This is a genomic window from Serratia sp. PL7, from assembly GCF_945957435.1.
The window spans coordinates 2,629,080-2,646,741 of record NZ_CAMFLB010000001.1 but is presented as its reverse complement, the minus strand read 5'-3'; the positions used below and the strand labels follow the sequence as shown (position 1 = coordinate 2,646,741).

Annotated in this window: 15 protein-coding genes; 7 read left to right on the top strand and 8 right to left on the bottom strand. The window is 60.8% G+C overall.

What is annotated here, in order from left to right; all coding sequences use genetic code 11:
* Positions 1 to 290: 290 nt before the first annotated feature.
* From chiP to N6G83_RS12855, 3 genes are read left to right on the top strand one after another with little or no spacing between them, the layout of a single operon-like run.
* Positions 291 to 1,694 (top strand): chitoporin ChiP, encoded by a 1,404-nt coding sequence (gene chiP / locus N6G83_RS12865; protein WP_025301859.1) that lies wholly within the window; start codon positions 291 to 293, stop codon positions 1,692 to 1,694.
* A 45-nt stretch (positions 1,695 to 1,739) separates the two neighbouring features.
* On the top strand, positions 1,740 to 2,066 hold the full coding sequence (gene chiQ, locus N6G83_RS12860; protein WP_025301860.1) for a ChiQ/YbfN family lipoprotein: 327 nt from the start codon (positions 1,740 to 1,742) through the stop codon (positions 2,064 to 2,066).
* A 13-nt stretch (positions 2,067 to 2,079) separates the two neighbouring features.
* Positions 2,080 to 4,737: a beta-N-acetylhexosaminidase gene (locus N6G83_RS12855; RefSeq protein WP_260515443.1), complete on the top strand. Its 2,658-nt coding sequence runs from the start codon at positions 2,080 to 2,082 to the stop codon at positions 4,735 to 4,737.
* 246 nt (positions 4,738 to 4,983) lie between these two features.
* Here the strand turns inward: N6G83_RS12855 and fur are convergent, their stop codons facing one another.
* From fur to ybfF, 4 genes are all read right to left on the bottom strand, one after another.
* A complete protein-coding gene (gene fur / locus N6G83_RS12850) occupies positions 4,984 to 5,430 on the bottom strand; it encodes a ferric iron uptake transcriptional regulator (RefSeq protein WP_019454058.1) in 447 nt (148 codons plus the stop codon).
* Positions 5,431 to 5,759: 329 nt separating this feature from the next.
* Positions 5,760 to 6,299: a flavodoxin FldA gene (gene fldA / locus N6G83_RS12845; protein ID WP_025301862.1), complete on the bottom strand. Its 540-nt coding sequence runs from the start codon at positions 6,297 to 6,299 to the stop codon at positions 5,760 to 5,762.
* Between the two features lie 264 nt (positions 6,300 to 6,563).
* Positions 6,564 to 6,851 (bottom strand): LexA regulated protein, encoded by a 288-nt coding sequence (gene ybfE / locus N6G83_RS12840; protein WP_004939936.1) that lies wholly within the window; start codon positions 6,849 to 6,851, stop codon positions 6,564 to 6,566.
* Between the two features lie 256 nt (positions 6,852 to 7,107).
* Complete coding sequence (ybfF, locus tag N6G83_RS12835; RefSeq protein ID WP_197837005.1) at positions 7,108 to 7,881, bottom strand: esterase; 774 nt, start codon at positions 7,879 to 7,881, stop codon at positions 7,108 to 7,110.
* Between the two features lie 224 nt (positions 7,882 to 8,105).
* Here ybfF and seqA point away from each other — a divergent pair, with 224 nt between their 5' ends.
* The 4 genes from seqA (at position 8,106) to N6G83_RS12815 (ending at position 11,500) form a co-directional block, all read left to right on the top strand.
* Positions 8,106 to 8,648: a replication initiation negative regulator SeqA gene (gene seqA / locus N6G83_RS12830; RefSeq protein WP_025301864.1), complete on the top strand. Its 543-nt coding sequence runs from the start codon at positions 8,106 to 8,108 to the stop codon at positions 8,646 to 8,648.
* Positions 8,649 to 8,725: 77 nt separating this feature from the next.
* Positions 8,726 to 10,369, top strand: coding sequence for a phosphoglucomutase (alpha-D-glucose-1,6-bisphosphate-dependent) (gene pgm / locus N6G83_RS12825; protein WP_016928750.1), 1,644 nt, complete (start codon positions 8,726 to 8,728; stop codon positions 10,367 to 10,369).
* 190 nt (positions 10,370 to 10,559) lie between these two features.
* Complete coding sequence (locus N6G83_RS12820) at positions 10,560 to 11,201, top strand: PadR family transcriptional regulator (RefSeq protein ID WP_141997465.1); 642 nt, start codon at positions 10,560 to 10,562, stop codon at positions 11,199 to 11,201.
* Positions 11,201 to 11,500, top strand: coding sequence for a DUF3861 domain-containing protein (locus tag N6G83_RS12815; RefSeq protein ID WP_004939927.1), 300 nt, complete (start codon positions 11,201 to 11,203; stop codon positions 11,498 to 11,500). The genes N6G83_RS12820 and N6G83_RS12815 overlap by 1 nt, the downstream gene beginning before the upstream one ends.
* Positions 11,501 to 11,527: 27 nt before the next feature.
* Here N6G83_RS12815 and kdpE read toward each other — a convergent pair whose 3' ends face one another.
* The 4 genes from kdpE to kdpB form a co-directional block, all read right to left on the bottom strand.
* The gene (kdpE, locus tag N6G83_RS12810; protein ID WP_016928747.1) at positions 11,528 to 12,217 is read right to left on the bottom strand and encodes a two-component system response regulator KdpE; all 690 of its coding nucleotides are present in this window, start codon (positions 12,215 to 12,217) and stop codon (positions 11,528 to 11,530) included.
* A gap of 16 nt (positions 12,218 to 12,233) precedes the next feature.
* Positions 12,234 to 14,930, bottom strand: coding sequence for a two-component system sensor histidine kinase KdpD (gene kdpD / locus N6G83_RS12805; protein WP_043136571.1), 2,697 nt, complete (start codon positions 14,928 to 14,930; stop codon positions 12,234 to 12,236).
* A gap of 73 nt (positions 14,931 to 15,003) precedes the next feature.
* Positions 15,004 to 15,573, bottom strand: a complete 570-nt coding sequence (kdpC, locus tag N6G83_RS12800; RefSeq protein ID WP_141997469.1) for a potassium-transporting ATPase subunit KdpC — start codon at positions 15,571 to 15,573, stop codon at positions 15,004 to 15,006.
* An 18-nt stretch (positions 15,574 to 15,591) separates the two neighbouring features.
* Positions 15,592 to 17,661, bottom strand: coding sequence for a potassium-transporting ATPase subunit KdpB (gene kdpB, locus N6G83_RS12795; protein WP_049295169.1), 2,070 nt, complete (start codon positions 17,659 to 17,661; stop codon positions 15,592 to 15,594).
* Between the last annotated feature and the right edge of the window lies 1 nt (position 17,662).

Sequence of the window (17,662 nt, the reverse complement as noted above, 5' to 3'; positions counted from 1 at the left end):
TCAATTTATTCTGATTTAATTGAATTTTTTATTCGACACCTTCCATGATCGCCGGCGTAACAAAATATCACTGATATGTGCTCCTTGTCATACTTTGACAAATCTTCCGCATTTTTCATTTGATAATTCGCGTCGCGAAAAATAGTCTGTCTGTAGCAATTAGTGCTGTGGGAATAACATCTCGTCGGCAATATTTTTTACCCGTTCGGGTTTTTTATTGGCAGTCGTGCAGGGCAGTGGTGAACACAGGCGGCTGCAACTTTTAAGTTAAGTCAAAGAGGAATTTCACTATGGGTACGCACGGTGCTCAGCGTAAAACGCTGGCGCTCGCAGTCGCGGGCGCGCTGTTGGGAACAGGGTTTGCCATGGCGCCTGAGGCGAAAGCCGCAGGGTTTATCGATGATTCCACGCTGACCGGCGGCATTTATTACTGGCAACGTGAGCGCGACCGTAAAGATCTCAATCCGGACAGCAAGGATTACAACCAATACACCACCAACCTGTCGCACTCCACCGCCAACCTGAGCCTGGATTTCGCGTCGGGCTACGCCTGGGACATGTTCGGTCTGGACGTCGGCGCCTTTACCGCCATCGAGCTGGCGGAATCCAGCGCCAGCGGCCACCCGAACGAGATCGCGTTCTCCTCTAAAAACCGTACCTACGACGAAGACTATTCCGGTGACAAAGGTGGCGTCAGCCTGTACAAAGCTGCCGCTAAATTCAAATACGGCCCGGTCTGGGCGCGTGCCGGTTACATTCAGCCGAGCGGCCAAACCCTGCTGGCGCCGCACTGGAGCTTTATGCCGGGCACCTATCAGGGGGCTGAAGCCGGCGCCAAGTTCGATTACGGCGATGCCGGCGCGTTGAGCTTCTCCTACATGTGGGCCGACAAATACAAGGCGCCGTGGCATATCGAGGTGGATGACTTCCGCCAGAACGATAAGAAAACCCGCGTCTCCTACCTGCACTCGCTGGGCGCCAAGTACGATTTCAAAAACGATTTGGTGCTGGAAGCTGCCTTCGGCCAGGCACAGGGGTATGTGAATCAATACTTCACCAAGGCGTCTTACAAATTCGATCTGCTGGGCAACCCGCTGACCACCAGTTACCAGTTCTACGGTGCGGAAGACCGCATCAGCGACAAGAACGATCCGAACAGCATCTACGACGGTCTGGCCTGGCTGCAGGCGCTGACCTTCGGTTACACCACCGGGCAGTTCAACTGGCGTTTGGAAGGCACCATGGTCAAGGCGGAAGGCAACCAGGGCTTCTTCCTGCAGCGCATGACCCCGACCTACGCTTCGTCCAACGGTCGTTTGGACGTGTGGTGGGATAACCGCTCCGACTTTAACGCCAACGGCGAGAAAGCGGTGTACGCCGGCGTGATGTATGACCTCAGCAACTGGAACCTGCCGGGCATGGCGGTCGGCGGCTCCTACGTTTACGCCTGGGACGCCAAGCCGAGCACCAACCCGATCTACGATCAGAGCCAGCGCCTGAAAGAGAGCGCCTGGAGCCTGGACGCGATGTATACCATCCAGGAAGGGCGCGCCAAGGGCACCCTGATCAAACTGCACTACACCCAGTATGACAACCACACCAACATCCCGAGCTGGGGCGGCGGTTACGGCAACATCTTCCAGGACGAGAAAGACGTCAAGTTCATGGTCATCGCGCCATTCACCATCTTCTGATGCGTTCCCCGGCCTCGCCGCCGGGGCAGTTAAGGGAATTCAACGATGAAAAAAATCATGCTGATGTTGGCGGCCGCTGCGGCCCTGAGCGCCTGCGCGCAACCCACCGCGCCGCCGGAAGACGCCAAGTTGAAGCAGGCTTACAGCGCCTGCATCAACACTGCCGAAGGCTCGCCGGAGCGTCTGCAGCCCTGTAAGGCGGTGCTGAACGTGCTGAAACAAGAGAAGCAGCACCAGCAGTTCGCCGCGCAGGAAACGGTGCGGGTGATGGATTATCAGAACTGCATTATGGCGGTGCACAGCGGTAACGGTCAGGCTTACGACGCCAAGTGCGGCAAGCTGTGGCAAGAAATTCGCGATAACAATAATTAAGAAGGATAAGAAGATGAACGCATTCAAACTGAGCGCGCTTGCCGCCTTGACGGCAACGATGGGATTCCTGGGCGGCATGGGGAGCGCCATGGCCGATCAACAGCTGGTGGATCAGCTTAGCCAGCTGAAGCTGAACGTGAAAATGCTGGATAACCGCGCCGGCGAAAACGGCGTGGATTGCGCGGCGCTGGGCGCTGACTGGGCCTCTTGCAACCGGGTGTTGTTCACCCTCAGCAACGACGGCCAGGCGATCGACGGCAAAGACTGGGTCATCTATTTCCACAGCCCGCGCCAGACCCTGCGGGTAGACAACGACCAGTTCAAGATCGCTCACCTCACCGGCGATCTGTACAAGCTGGAGCCGACCGCCAAATTCAGCGGCTTCCCGGCCGGTAAGGCGGTGGAAATCCCGGTGGTCGCCGAATATTGGCAGCTGTTCAGAAACGACTTCCTGCCGCGCTGGTATGCCACCTCCGGCGACGCTAAGCCGAAAATGCTGGCGAATACCGACACCGAAAACCTGGATCAGTTTGTGGCGCCGTTCACCGGCGATCAGTGGAAGCGCACCAAGGACGACAAAAACATTCTGATGACGCCGACCTCGCGTTTTGTCAGCAACGCCGATCTGCAGACGCTGCCTGCCGGCGCGCTGCGCGGCCAGATCGTGCCGACGCCGATGCAGGTGAAGGTCCACGCGCAGGACGCCGATCTGCGCAAAGGGGTATCGCCGGATCTGAGCACGCTGGTCAAGCCGGCGGCGGACGTCGTCAACCAGCGCTTCGCGCTGTTGGGCGTGCCGGTTCAGGCCAACGGCTATCCGATCAAGACCGACATCCAGCCGGGCAAATTTAAAGGCGCGATGGCGGTGCCGGGCGCCTATGAGCTAAAAATTGGCAAGAAAGAGGCGCGGGTGATCGGTTTCGATCAGGCCGGGGTGTTCTACGGGCTGCAGTCTATCCTGTCGTTAGTGCCGAGCGACGGCAGCGGCAAGATCGCTACGCTCGACGCCAGCGACGCGCCGCGCTTCCAGTATCGCGGCATTTTCCTCGACGTGGCGCGTAACTTCCATAAGAAGGATGCGGTGCTGCGCCTGTTGGATCAGATGGCGGCTTACAAGCTCAACAAATTCCACTTCCACCTGAGCGATGACGAAGGTTGGCGTATTGAGATCCCCGGTTTGCCGGAGCTGACGGAAGTCGGCGGCCAGCGCTGCCACGATCTGAGCGAAACCACCTGCCTATTGCCGCAGTACGGCCAGGGGCCGGACGTCTACAGCGGCTTCTTCAGCCGTCAGGACTATATCGACATCATCAAATATGCCCAGGCGCGCCAGATTGAGGTGATCCCGGAGATCGACATGCCGGCACACGCCCGCGCGGCGGTGGTCTCGATGGAAGCGCGCTACAAGAAACTGCATGCCGCCGGCAAAGAGCAGGAGGCCAACGAGTTCCGCCTGGTGGATCCGACCGATACCTCTAACACCACCTCCGTGCAATTCTTTAACCGCCAGAGCTACCTGAACCCGTGTCTGGATTCTTCCCAGCGCTTTGTCGACAAGGTGATTGGCGAGATTGCCCAGATGCATAAAGAAGCCGGCCAGCCGATCAAGACCTGGCACTTCGGTGGCGACGAAGCGAAAAACATTCGCCTGGGCGCCGGCTATACCGACAAGGTGAAACCGGAGCCGGGCAAAGGCATCATCGACCAGAGCAACGAAGACAAGCCGTGGGCCAAGTCGCAGGTCTGCCAGACGATGATCAAAGAGGGCAAAGTGGCCGACATGGAGCACCTGCCGAGCTACTTCGGCCAAGAGGTCAGCAAGCTGGTGAAGGCGCACGGCATCGACAGAATGCAGGCCTGGCAAGACGGTCTGAAAGACGCCGAAAGTTCGAAGGCGTTCGCCACCTCGCGCGTGGGCGTCAACTTCTGGGACACCCTGTATTGGGGCGGTTTCGATAGCGTTAACGACTGGGCCAATAAAGGGTATGAAGTGGTGGTCTCCAACCCGGACTACGTCTATATGGACTTCCCTTACGAGGTGAACCCGGACGAGCGCGGTTACTACTGGGGTACCCGCTTCAGCGACGAACGCAAGGTGTTCAGCTTCGCGCCGGACAACATGCCGCAGAACGCGGAAACCTCGGTTGACCGAGACGGCAACCACTTCAACGCCAAGAGCGACAAGCCGTGGCCGGGCGCCTACGGGCTGTCCGCTCAGCTGTGGAGCGAAACCCAGCGCACCGACCCGCAGATGGAATACATGATCTTCCCACGCGCGCTCTCGGTGGCAGAACGTGCCTGGCACCGCGCCGGTTGGGAGCAGGACTATCGCGCCGGCCGCGAATACAAAGGCGGGGAAACCCACTTTGTCGATACCAAGACGCTGGAGAAAGACTGGCTGCGCTTTGCCAATATCCTGGGCCAGCGTGAACTGGCCAAGCTGGACAAGGGCGGCGTCGCTTACCGTCTGCCGGTGCCGGGCGCACGCGTAGCGGGCGGCAAGCTGGAGGCGAATATCGCGCTGCCGGGGTTGGGCATCGAGTACTCCACCGACGGTGGCAAGCAGTGGCAGCGCTATGATGCCAAGGCCAAGCCGGCGATCTCCGGTGAAGTGCAGGTGCGTTCGGTCAGCCCGGACGGCAAACGCTACAGCCGCGCCGAGAAGGTCTAAGCCCGGTGCAACGGCCCGCTGCCCTGGCGGCGGCCGTATAACGAAGGGGGAATGCGTTCGCCCACGCGTGTCGGCGTAGGGCGGACGTTGTAGTGAGAGTAGTACGTGGAGTCGCTGTGCCGCTGCAATTGTGATATTTCATGACATGATTTTCCCCCGGCTTGCCCGGGGATTTTTTTGTCCGTTGTACGGCGGGCATAAAAAAACCGCCTCGGTGTGAGGCGGTTTTTCATAGCCGGTCAGGGCTTACTTCTTGTCGTGCAGCGTTTCGTCTTCGCGGCAGTCACCGGTTTCACAGTGGCCGTACAGGTACAGGCTGTGGTTGGTGAGCTTGATACCGTGCTGCTTGGCGATATCACGCTGGCGCACTTCGATGGATTCGTCGCTGAATTCGATCACTTTGCCGCAGTCCAGGCAAATCAGGTGATCGTGGTGATGCTGTTGGGTCAGCTCGAACACGGACTTGCCGCCTTCGAAATTGTGACGTGTCACAATGCCCGCATCGTCAAACTGGTTCAGTACGCGATAAACCGTTGCCAGCCCGATCTCTTCGCCCATATCAATCAGTTTTTTGTACAAATCTTCCGCACTGACGTGATGGCATTCCGGATTTTGCAGTACTTCCAGGATTTTGAGTCGCGGAAGCGTGACTTTTAAGCCGGCCTTCTTCAATGCGATGTTGTTGTCGGTCATGCGAATTCAGTCCTGTTACTATGCTAATCAAGTTGAGGCGTACTCGCCTGTGGCATCGGTCGGCACAAAGAGTTAATGCGTCTCATTATAGAACCGGTTGTACTAAATGGAAACCGCCGGTTGTTAACAAAGATATAATTGCACTATTGCATGTTTTGCATGCAACGCCTTGATGGATGGGATAAACCGATATCTCAGTCTACCGTGACGGGGTGGGAAGTTACAAATCTGTAGCTTCTATCGCAGCAATCCCTGTTGCCGATGACGGCCCTGTCGGCACACTATGCACTTTACAGGGCCTTTGTTCAACCTTTCGCCAGTGCCGGGGTTTAGCCGACGATATCGGCCAGGCTCAGCTCTTCGACAATCTGTTTGACCCAAGCGTCCACGCGCTCGTTGGTCAGCTCCGGCTGACGGTCTTCGTCGATCGCCAGACCGATGAAGTGATCGTCGTCCGCCAGGCCTTTGGAGGCCTCGAAGTGGTAGCCTTTGGTCGGCCAGTGGCCCACGATGGCTGCGCCGCGCGGTTCGATGATGTCGCGGATGGTGCCCATCGCGTCACAGAAGTATTCCGCGTAGTCTTCCTGGTCGCCGCAGCCGAACAGCGCCACCAGTTTGCCGTTGAAGTCGACTTCTTCCAGCGTCGGGAAGAAATCATCCCAGTCACACTGCGCTTCACCGTAGTACCAGGTCGGGATACCCAGCAGCAGGATATCGAACCCTTCCAGGTCTTCTTTGCTGCTTTTAGCGATGTCATGCACTTCAGAGACGTCGTCGCCAAACTGTTTCTGGAGAATTTTCTGGATCATTTTGGCAATGTTTTCGGTATTGCCAGTGTCGCTGCCAAAGAAAATGCCTACAGTAGCCATATCGCGTATAACCTTTAAATTCAAGTAATTGCATTACTCGATGCCAGCACTGCCGCCGCTGACGCCGATTAAAATGATGCCATGGCAAGAGCCTTTCGCCTCCGGGGCGGGCGCCGACAGGCGCAGTCTCTTACCGGTAAATGCGTATCATGCCAGAAAGTGGCGCCGGGGTTTTATCGCATTTATGCGATGCCGGAGAATGAAGAAAAGCGGGGTCGATCCGGCGTTGTCCTTAACGCCGCGCCGCGCGTGCGGCCGAAGAGATCAATGTTCCGGCTGTTCTTCCGCCAGTTGTGCCAACAGCATCTGCTCGATGAGTTCGCTGCGGCTGATGTTGCGCTGTTCCGCCAGTTTGTTCAGGGCATCCACCGCGTCCGCGTTGATTTTCAGCTCTACGCGTCGCAATCCACGCACTTTATCGCGCCGTAACTGATTGCGCTTATTGATTCTAAGCTGTTCATCGCGGGAAAGCGGGTTGGTTTTCGGGCGCCCCGGACGGCGTTCATCTGCGAACAGATCCAGCGTCGTGCGATCCGTTTGTTCTTTTGCCATAGGTAGCGGTACTGCAAGGGAGTTTGCATCAAAAAGCGCTCGCACGCTTCCGGAGGCATCGGTTAACACACTTCGGGCCAATAAACCCTAACCCAAATTCACCTCCGAACCGGCGTTCGCGAACGCGCTGGCGCGGCGGCAAAATTATAGCGCGCCATATTACCCCAGCAGATGGAGCGGCGACAATGCCTAACTGCGGGCTAAACGCGCTAAGCCGTTATCTTTAGCGCGTTTTTTCGCCAGGTGAGTGCGTTTTTCAGGCTTCGCCGAGGAAACGGTGGATGGCGCGCAGCACCGCTTCCGGTTTTTCGGCGTGCACCCAATGGCCGGTGCCGGCGACGACGTGTGCGCGGGCCTGCGGGAACTGGCGGGCGATGTCTGCACGGTAGCTGTCCTGCACGTACGGCGACAGGCCGCCGCGAATGAACAGGGTCGGGTGTGGCCAGGCCGGGACTTCCTGCCAGCCGGTAATGTCTGCGTAGCGTTCGATCAGTACCGGCAGGTTGAAGCGCCATTCACCGTTGTGGAAGGACTTCAGCAGGAACTGGATCACGCCTTCTTCCTGCAGGTAGTCGCGCATCAGTTGGGCAGCCGCCTGGCGCTGGGTAATGCCGGCGGCGCTGACGGCCTTCAGCGCGGCGAAGATCTCGTCGTGGCGGCGGGTTTGGTAATCCACGGGCGCGACGTCGATGACGATCAGCCTGGCGATGCGCTCGGGCGCGATGGCGGTCAGCGCCATCGCCGCTTTGCCGCCCATCGAATGGCCGATGACGATCGCTTTTTCCAGCTGCAGTTCGTCGAGCAGCGCCAGCAGATCCTGCGCCATGGCGGGGTAGTTCATGTCGTCGGCGCGCGGGGAGAGGCCGTGGTTGCGCAGATCGACCTTGATCACACTGTGCTGTTTATGCAGATCGCGCGCCAGCACGCCCAGATTGTCCAGATTGCCGAACAGCCCGTGGATCAGCAGCACCGGCAGCACGTCTGACTCGGCGGCCAGCAGTTGATAATGTAATTTCATGGCGAAGTTCATACTGAGAGAGATTCAGATTAGGGTATCATGATTGAATCGCACGATGAATCATGCGGAATTTTCGCGGCGCGGGCTTGGCAGTGCCGGCTATAGGTATTAGTCTGCATTTGCCGTCCGGAGGCACATTGTTGTGTTCGCCCCAGCGCTTTTAACCTTATAATCCCATGGCTTGAATGCAGGATCTGGCTTCAGGTTCTAAGTAGAAAAAACAGTATTGGATAAAGATGAAAACTATTGAAGTCGACGAAGAGCTTTACCGTTATATTGCCAGCCACACGCAACACATCGGTGAAAGCGCGTCCGATATTTTACGCCGCATGTTGAAATTCACCGCCGGGCAACCGGTGCGCGCGTTGCCTGCCGCCAGTGCGTCACAGTCCGTCGAGCTGGAAAAAGCGGTGCCGGCTCAGCGTCCGCGCGATCGCGTACGCGCCGTGCGTGAACTGCTGCTGTCGGATGAATACGCCGAGCAGAACAAAGCGGTCAACCGTTTCATGCTGGTGCTGTCCACGCTGTACACCCTCGATGCCGCCGGTTTCGCCGCCGCTACCGAGGCGTTGACCGGCCGTACCCGCACCTATTTCGCCGGCGATCAGCAGACCCTGCTGGCCAACGGCACGCACACCAAGCCGAAGCATGTACCGGGCACCCCTTACTGGGTGATCACCAATACCAATACCGGCCGCAAGCGCAGCATGATCGAACACATCATGCAGGCGATGCAGTTCCCGGCGGAACTGATCGAGAAAGTTTGCGGTACCGTCTAATTTAGCGAACAGCCCGTCATGATGGCCGTGCGCGACGTATTTGCCCGGTCACCGACAGGGATGAGGGAGATATGTCGATGGCGAATAATCCACGTGCCGGGCAGCCCGCCCGCCAAAGCGATCTGATCAACGTAGCCCAGCTGACGTCGCAGTACTATGTGCTGCAACCGGAAGCCGGCAATGCCGCACATGCGGTGAAGTTTGGTACCTCCGGCCACCGCGGCAGCGCGCAGCGCCACAGCTTCAACGAAGCGCACATCCTCGCCATCGCTCAGGCGATCGCCGAAGTTCGTCATCAGCAAGGCACTACCGGCCCGTGCTACGTGGGCAAAGACACCCATGCACTGTCCGAGCCGGCCTTCATTTCCGTGCTGGAAGTGCTGACCGCCAACGGCGTCGATGTGATCGTGCAGGAAAACAACGGCTTCACGCCAACGCCGGCGGTATCGCACGCCATTCTGTGCCACAACCGCCGCGGCGGCGCGCAGGCCGACGGCATCGTCATTACGCCGTCCCATAACCCGCCGGAAGATGGCGGTATCAAATACAATCCGCCGAACGGCGGCCCGGCTGACACCAACCTGACGTCGGTGATCGAGAAGCGCGCCAACGAACTGCTGGCGCAGCAGTTGAAAGGCGTTCAGCGTCAGTCGCTGGATAAGGCCTGGAACAGCGGCCACCTGCATGCCAAAGATCTGGTGCAGCCTTATGTCGAAGGCCTGGTTGACGTGGTCGACATGCCGGCCATTCAACGCGCCGGCCTGAAGCTGGGCGTGGATCCGCTCGGCGGCTCCGGCATCGCCTATTGGCAGCGGGTGGCGGAACACTACAAGCTGGATCTGACGCTGGTGAACGACTCCATCGATCAGACCTTCCGCTTTATGCACCTGGACCATGACGGCATCATCCGCATGGACTGCTCGTCCGAGTCGGCGATGGCCGGCCTGCTGGCGCTGCGCGACAAATTCGATCTGGCGTTCGCCAACGATCCGGATTACGACCGTCACGGCATCGTCACGCCGAAGGGCCTGATGAACCCGAACCACTATCTGGCGGTAGCCATCAACTACCTGTTCCAACATCGCCCGCAGTGGGGCGCCGATGTGGCGGTAGGTAAAACGCTGGTATCCAGCGCGATGATCGACCGCGTGGTGGCTGACCTGGGGCGCAAGCTGGTGGAAGTGCCGGTCGGCTTCAAGTGGTTCGTGGACGGCCTGTTCGACGGCAGCCTGGGCTTCGGCGGCGAAGAAAGCGCTGGGGCCTCGTTCCTGCGCTTCAACGGCCAGCCGTGGTCGACCGACAAAGACGGTATCATCATGTGCCTGCTGGCGGCTGAAATCACCGCGGTAACCGGTGAGAACCCGCAGCATCATTATGACGATCTGGCCAAGCGCTTCGGCGCGCCGAGCTACAACCGCATCCAGGCGCCGGCAACCCATGCGCAGAAAGCGGCGCTGTCCAAACTGTCGCCGGAGATGGTCAAGGCCAGTACGCTGGGCGGGGATCCGATCACCGCACGTCTGACCGCGGCGCCGGGCAACGGCGCGTCGATCGGCGGCTTGAAAGTGATGACTGACAATGGCTGGTTCGCGGCCCGTCCTTCCGGTACTGAAGAGGCTTACAAGATCTACTGCGAGAGCTTCCTCGGGGCGGAACACCGCGAGAAGATTGAGCACGAAGCGGTCGAGATCGTCAGCGAAGTGCTGGCTTCCGCCAAGTAATCGCTTTTCTTGATGGATAAAAAGCGCTGTTTTTACAGCGCTTTTTTTATGCCTGTAATTTAGATATATCTTTTTCACGGTACGTGCTTGCGCATTTAGATATATCGATCTAGATTAGCGCTATCGACGCTGTTTAGATATATCTAAACAACCTCGTATTGATGTTCACTGTTAAGCGAGGTATCACCTTATGTTTCATCGATTAGATTTACACCGGCATCACCACCACCATCATGAGTGCGAAGAGGGCCGCCGTCATCGCGGCGGGCGCCATCACTTCGGCGGCGAAGGCGAAGAACACGGCCGAGGTGGGCGTGGTGGCCGGGGCGGGCGTCATCGTCTGTTCGAACACGGCGATCTGCGCCTGGTGTTGCTGGCGTTGGTGGCGCGCAAGCCCAGCCACGGGTACGAATTGATCAAGGCGATCGAGGAAGCGTCATCCGGCCTGTACGTGCCGAGCCCGGGGGTGATTTACCCCACGCTGACGCTGCTGGAAGAACAGGATTTCCTTGAGCCGCTCACCACCGGCAACGGCCGCAAAAGCTACCGTATCACCGTGGCGGGCGAGGGCGAGCTGCAAAAGCATCAACAGGTGGTTGACGTCATTCTGGCGCGCCTGGCGGGCGCCGGCCGCGAGCATCATCGGCACGGCAACCTGGCGGAAGGCATCTACGACGCCATGAACCGTCTGCGCAGCCTGCTGCGCGGCAACGTGATGCGCGCCGATCTCACGCCGCAGCAGGTGGAGCGCATCAACGCCGCGTTGCTGACCGCCGTGGCGGCGATCGAAAGCGAAATGCATATTCAACCCACGCAGCAGGAGAAGAACTGATGCCCGGCCACCGTTTTAACATTACCGTTGAAGCCCTGAGCGATCGCCAGGGCAACCCCGTCGAGAAAGCACCGCTGAGTTTTGAGGTGACCAACCACGACGATATTCTCGAGATCGTCGAGCGCATTCGGGCGCGTGACGATCTGAACTTCGGCCCCGAGCAGAGCGCGGCCTTCGCCGTAGGATTGAAGCTGTTCTCCGAAGTGATGATCGAAAACCGCAAACACCCGGTGTTCGCTCCGCTGCGCGAGGCGTTTAAGGAATTTATGGTCGGATTGAAGAAGGGCCCGGCGGCGTAAAGGCGCGGCAAACCGCGCCCACCGGGGTTAAGGCATGAAGCGATAGCCGACGCCGGTTTCGGTCAGCAGGTGTTTGGGCCGGGCCGGATCGGCTTCGAGCTTCTGCCGCAAATGGCCCATGTAGATGCGCAGATAGTGGCTGTGCTCCACGTAGTTCGGCCCCCAGACGTGGCTCAACAGCTGGCGTTGGGTGATCACCTTGCCGGCGTTGGCCAGCAGCTCCGCCAGCAGGCGAAACTCGATCGGCGTCAGATGCAGATCTTCGTCGTTGCGCAGCACCCGGCGATTCACCAGATCGACGGTAATCGCCGAAAAGCTCACCAGCGGGCTTTCCTGTTGGTTAGCTGAGTGGCGGCGCAGTGCGACCCGCACCCGCGCCAGCAGCTCGCCGATGCCGAACGGTTTGCTGAGGTAGTCGTCGGCGCCGGCATCCAGCGCGGCGATCTTGTCCTCTTCGGCGTTGCGCGCCGACAGCACGATCACTGGAATGGCGCTCCACTGCCGCAGATCGCGGATGTAGCTCAGCCCGTCACCGTCCGGCAAGCCCAAATCCAGGATGATCAGATCCGGTTTGCGCGTGCCGGCTTCAATCAACCCGCGCTGCAGCGTTTCACTTTCAAATACCCGCAGGCCTTCGCTCTCCAGCGCGGTGCGCACGAAGCGGCGGATCTCTTTTTCATCTTCAACAATCAGAATGTTGGTTGGCGTTATGCTCACGTTTCCCCTGCGTTGATTACAGATCGAAGGCGTCGCCGTCGATCTCGGGCGGTTTTTCCAGCGGCAGCACGAAGCGGAAGCTGGCGCCGCCGTTGGCGCCGTTTTCCGCCCAGATGCGGCCGTCATGCACTTCAATAATGGCACGACAAATCGCTAACCCCAAGCCGACGCCGGGGATCGCCGACTCTTTATTGCCGCGTGAAAACTTGTCGAAAATTAGCTGCAGCTGATCGGCGGGGATGCCGGGGCCGTTATCCCAGACCTCGACTTCCAGCCACTCGGGCAGCGTGCGGGCGCGAATGCCGATGGTGGCCTCGGCGCCGGCGTATTTATTGGCGTTTTCCAACAGGTTGGTGAACACCCGTTCCAGCAGGCTACCGTCGCAGTTGACCAGGATCTGTTCCGGCGGCAGCTCGACCTCGATCGGATGCTGGCTGAGCAGCGGCTCCAGCATGTGCAGCGAAGCGCCGACGATCTCTTCCAGCGACTGCCACTCTTTGCGCAGGCTGAAACCGCCGGACTGGATGCGCGCCATATCCAGCAGGTTGTTCACCAGCCGGGTGGTGCTCAGCACCTGCTGGCGGATCTGGCTGGCCTGGGTGGCGTGATTGGAGCCTTCGGCCGCCAGGTCCAGCGTGAGGATTTCCGCCTGGCCGAACAGTACCGTCAGCGGCGTGCGCAGATCGTGCGACAGCGCCGCCAGCAGCGAGTTGCGCAGCTGTTCGCGTTCGGCGTCCAGCTTGGCTTCTTCGGCGCTGCGCGCCAGGTGCAGCCGTTCCAGCGCGCTGGCGATCAGCACTGCGAAGGTTTGCAGCAACCGCTGCTGTTCCGGCACCATCAGCTGGCGCAGGTTATTGGGCTCGATCGCCAACAGGCCGAAGGTCTGCTTGGGGGTATTGAGCGGTAGAAGTTGGTAAGGCACGCCGGGCAGGGTGTCGGTGCCGGCGCCGGCCGGCAAGCCTTTATCGAAACTCCAGCGCGCGATGGCTTCGTCTACCGACAGCAGCCCGCCTTCCTCGCCGACCATTTGCTGCAGCCGGCCGCCTTCCTGCGGCAGCAGCAGCACGGTTTTCGCCTGGAAGCTGCTGGAGAGGAAATGACGGCTGGTGTTGGCGATGTCGGCCACGGTCAGCGCGCGGCTCAGCCCGCGCGACATTTCGTACAGATGGCGCGCCCGCTGCTCGCGATAGCGCGCCACCCGGGCCTGATAACGCACCCCGGCGGTCAGGTTGCCGATGATGATGCCGACGGCGAGCATCACGCCGAAGGTCAGCAGATACTGCATATCGCTGACGGCGAACGACCATTCGGGCTGAACGAAGAACAGATCGAAACTGGCGACGTTGATCACCGCTGCCAGCACCGATGGCCAGCGGCCGAAGAACAGTGCGACGATCGCCACGCCGAGCAGGTAGACCATCACCAGGTTGGCCTGATCGAAGCCCGGCAGCAGCCACTGCGAGAGCAGGGTGATCAGTGCGCACAGCGCCACCGCCACCGCGCAGCCGCGCAGCTGCATGCGCCATTTCTCATTGAAGCTGCGGCCGTCGTGCTCCTTGCCCGGCGGCGGCTGTGCGGCGTCGCTCTCCAGCGCGACGATCACCAGATCGAGATCCGGGCCCAGCCGGCCGAGGCGATCGGCGAAGCTGCCGCGCAGCTTCCAGCGCTGCTCGCTGCGGCGGCCGATGATGATTTTGCCGAGGTTATGCTCGCGGGCGTAGCGCAGCACCGCACGCTCTTCGGACGGATCGGCCAGGGTAGCGGTTTCGGCACCCAGTTCCTGCGCCAGCCGCAGCGCGCGCAGAATGGCGCGGCGCTGGTTTTCCGGCAGCCGGTGCAGCTTGGGGGTTTCCACGTAGACCGCATGCCAGTGGCAGCCAAGCCGCGCCGCCAGCCGGGCGGCGATGCGCACCAGCTTTTCGTTGCCGCTATTGTGGCCGACGCACAGCAGAATGCTGTCGCGGGTGTGCCACACTTTCTCGCGTCCCTGAGTGTCACGAAATTCGCGCATCTGGTCATCGACCCGATCGGCGGTGCGGCGCAGCGCCAGCTCGCGCAGGGCGATCAGGTTACCTTTGCGGAAGAAGTGCTCGATGGCGCGCTCGGCTTGGCCGGGAATATACACTTTGCCTTCGTGCAGCCGTCGGCGCAGATCGTCCGGCGGCAGATCGACCAGCACCACTTCGCTGGCCTCGTCAAACACGTGGTCGGGCACCGTTTCGCGCACCCGCACGCCGGTCACGCCGCCCACCACGTCGTTCAGACTTTCCAAATGTTGCACGTTGACGGTCGTCAGCACGTCGATGCCGGCGTCCAGCAGCTCTTCCACATCCTGCCAGCGTTTGGGGTGGCGCGAACCGTGGGCGTTGCTGTGCGCCAGTTCGTCCATCAGGATCAGCGCCGGGTGGCGCGCCAACGCGGCGTCGAGGTCGAATTCATGCACCAGTCGCCCGCGATGCTGGATGCGCTTTTGCGGCAGCAGCGCCAGGCCGTCGAGCAGGGCGGCGGTCTCGCTGCGGCCGTGGGTTTCCACCACGCCGACCAACACGTCCAGCCCCTGAGCGCGCAAGCGCTGGGCCTCCTGCAGCATGGCGTAGGTCTTGCCGACGCCGGCGCAGGCGCCGAAGAATACCTTCAACCGGCCGCGCGGTTTTTCATTGGCCAGCGCCAGCAGGCTGTCGGGATCGGGACGCTGCTGTTCTTCTTCGACCATGACAATTCCTTGTGTTACCAAGCAAAAAGGGGTTCGGCATGCCGAACCCTATCACTATGCTGAATACGGCGCGTTACTTCAACGCATCCAGCGCCAGGTTCAGCTTCAACACGTTCACCACCGATTCGCCCATGAAGTTGGGCGTGGCCCGATCGGTGTTGTCTTCGATCAGTTTGGCGACCTGTTTCGGCGGCAAATGACGCGCCGCCGCGACCCGCGCCAGCTGATACCGCGCCGCGGCGATCGAGATCTGCGGATCCAACCCACTGCCGGAGGCGGTCAGCAGATCGACCGGGATCGGGCCGCTCATCGCAGGATTGGCCTGGCGCAGCTGCGCTGCGCGCTCGGCGATAGCCTTATCCAGCGCCGGGTTGGTGGCCGCCAGGTTGCTGCCGGCGGAGGCCAGCGAATTATAGGCCGAATCGCCGGTGGCCGATGGGCGGCCCCAGAAATAGTCGGCGCGCGTGAAGTTCTGGCCGATCAGTGCGGAGCCGACCGCCTTGTCGCCCTGGTACAGCAGCGAACCGTTGGCCGCCCCCGAAAACAGCAGCTGCGCCAGCCCGGTGGTCAGCAGCGGATAGGCGATGCCGGTGATCAACGTCAGCAGGATCAGCATCACCAGCGCAGGTCGTAAATACGTCATGTTCATTTCCCTCAATGGTTAACCGGCGACGTGCAGCGCGACCAGGATCAGGTCGATCAGTTTGATGCCGACGAACGGCACCAGCAGGCCGCCGACCCCGTACAGCCACAGGTTGCGGCGCAGCAAGGCCGCGGCGCTCATCGGTTTGTAACTCACCCCTTTCAACGCCAGCGGGATCAGGAACACGATCACCAGGGCGTTGAAGATCACCGCCGACATGATGGCGGAGGCAGGGGAGTGCAGGTGCATCACGTTCAGCGCGTTCAGCTGCGGATAGGTGGCCGCGAACGCCGCCGGAATAATGGCGAAGTATTTGGCCACGTCGTTGGCGATGCTGAAGGTGGTCAGCGAGCCGCGCGTCATCAGCATCTGTTTGCCGATGTGTACCACTTCGATCAGCTTGGTCGGATTGGAATCCAGATCGACCATGTTGCCCGCCTCTTTGGCGGCCTGGGTGCCGGAGTTCATCGCCACCGCCACATCGGCCTGCGCCAGCGCCGGGGCGTCGTTGGTGCCGTCGCCGGTCATCGCCACCAGACGGCCTTCCGCCTGATACTGGCGGATCAGCGCCAGCTTGGCTTCCGGCGTGGCTTCCGACAGGAAGTCGTCCACTCCGGCTTCGGCGGCGATCGCCGCCGCGGTCAGCGGGTTATCGCCGGTGATCATCACCGTTTTGATGCCCATCTTGCGCAGCTCATTGAAGCGTTCCTTGATGCCGCCCTTGACGATATCCTTCAGCGCCACCACGCCCAGCACTCGGGCGCCTTCCGCCACCACCAGCGGCGTGCCGCCGGTGCGCGCCACGCTTTCCACCAGATCGTCCACCGCCCGCGGGAAGTGCCCCTGATTGGTTTCGACGTGACGGCGAATGGCATCCACCGCGCCTTTGCGGATCATGCGCTCCTGCACGTTGACGCCGCTCATGCGGGTCTGGGCGGAGAAGGGCACGAAGGTGGCGTTCAGCGCCTGCAGATCGCGTTCGCGCAGGTTGAAGCGCTGTTTGGCCAGCACCACGATGCTGCGGCCTTCCGGCGTTTCGTCCGCCAGCGAGGCCAGCTGCGCGGCGTCCGCCAGCTCTTGCTCTTTCACGCCCGGCGCCGGCAGGAACTCTGAAGCCTGGCGGTTGCCCAGCGTGATGGTGCCGGTTTTATCCAGCAGAAGCACGTCCACGTCGCCGGCGGCTTCCACCGCGCGGCCGCTGGTGGCGATCACGTTGGCGCCGAGCATGCGGCTCATCCCGGCCACGCCGATGGCGGACAGCAGGCCACCGATGGTGGTGGGGATCAGGCAAACCAGCAAGGCGACCAGCACGGTGATGGTGACCACGCTGCCGCTGCCGGCCGCTTCCACGCTGTATTGCGAGAACGGGAACAGGGTGGCGGTGGCCAGGACGAACACGATGGTCAGCGCCACCAGCAGAATAGTCAGCGCGATCTCGTTCGGCGTTTTGCGGCGCTTGGCGCCTTCCACCATGGCGATCATGCGATCGAGGAAGGTTTCCCCCGGGTTGACGCTGCACTGTACCACCAGCCAGTCGGACAGCACGCGGGTGCCGCCGGTGACCGAGGAGAAGTCCCCGCCGGATTCGCGGATCACCGGGGCGGATTCGCCGGTGATGGCGCTTTCATCTACCGAGGCACCGCCTTCCAGCACTTCGCCGTCGCACGGGACGGTATCGCCGGCTTCCACCAGTACGATATCACCTTTGCGCAGGCTTTCGGCGGCCACTTTCTCCGTGGCGCCGTCGCGGCGCGGGCCGGCCAGCTTTTTCGCCCAGCTGGTTTTCTTGGTGCCCCTCAGGCTTTCCGCCTGGGCTTTGCTGCGGCCTTCGGCCAGCGCCTCAGCGAAGTTGGCGAACAGCACGGTGAACCATAACCACAGGGCGACGCTGCCGGTAAAGGCGGCGGCGCCGTCGGTTTGGCCGGTGAGGATCGCCAGCCAGATGGCGGTGGTCAGAATGCTGCCGATATACACCACGAACATCACCGGGTTGCGCCATTGAACGCGAGGGTCCAGTTTTTTCACCGCATCGATCAGCGCGGTGCGCACCAGGGCGGGTTCAAACAGCGCGCGTTGTTTGCGAGTCATC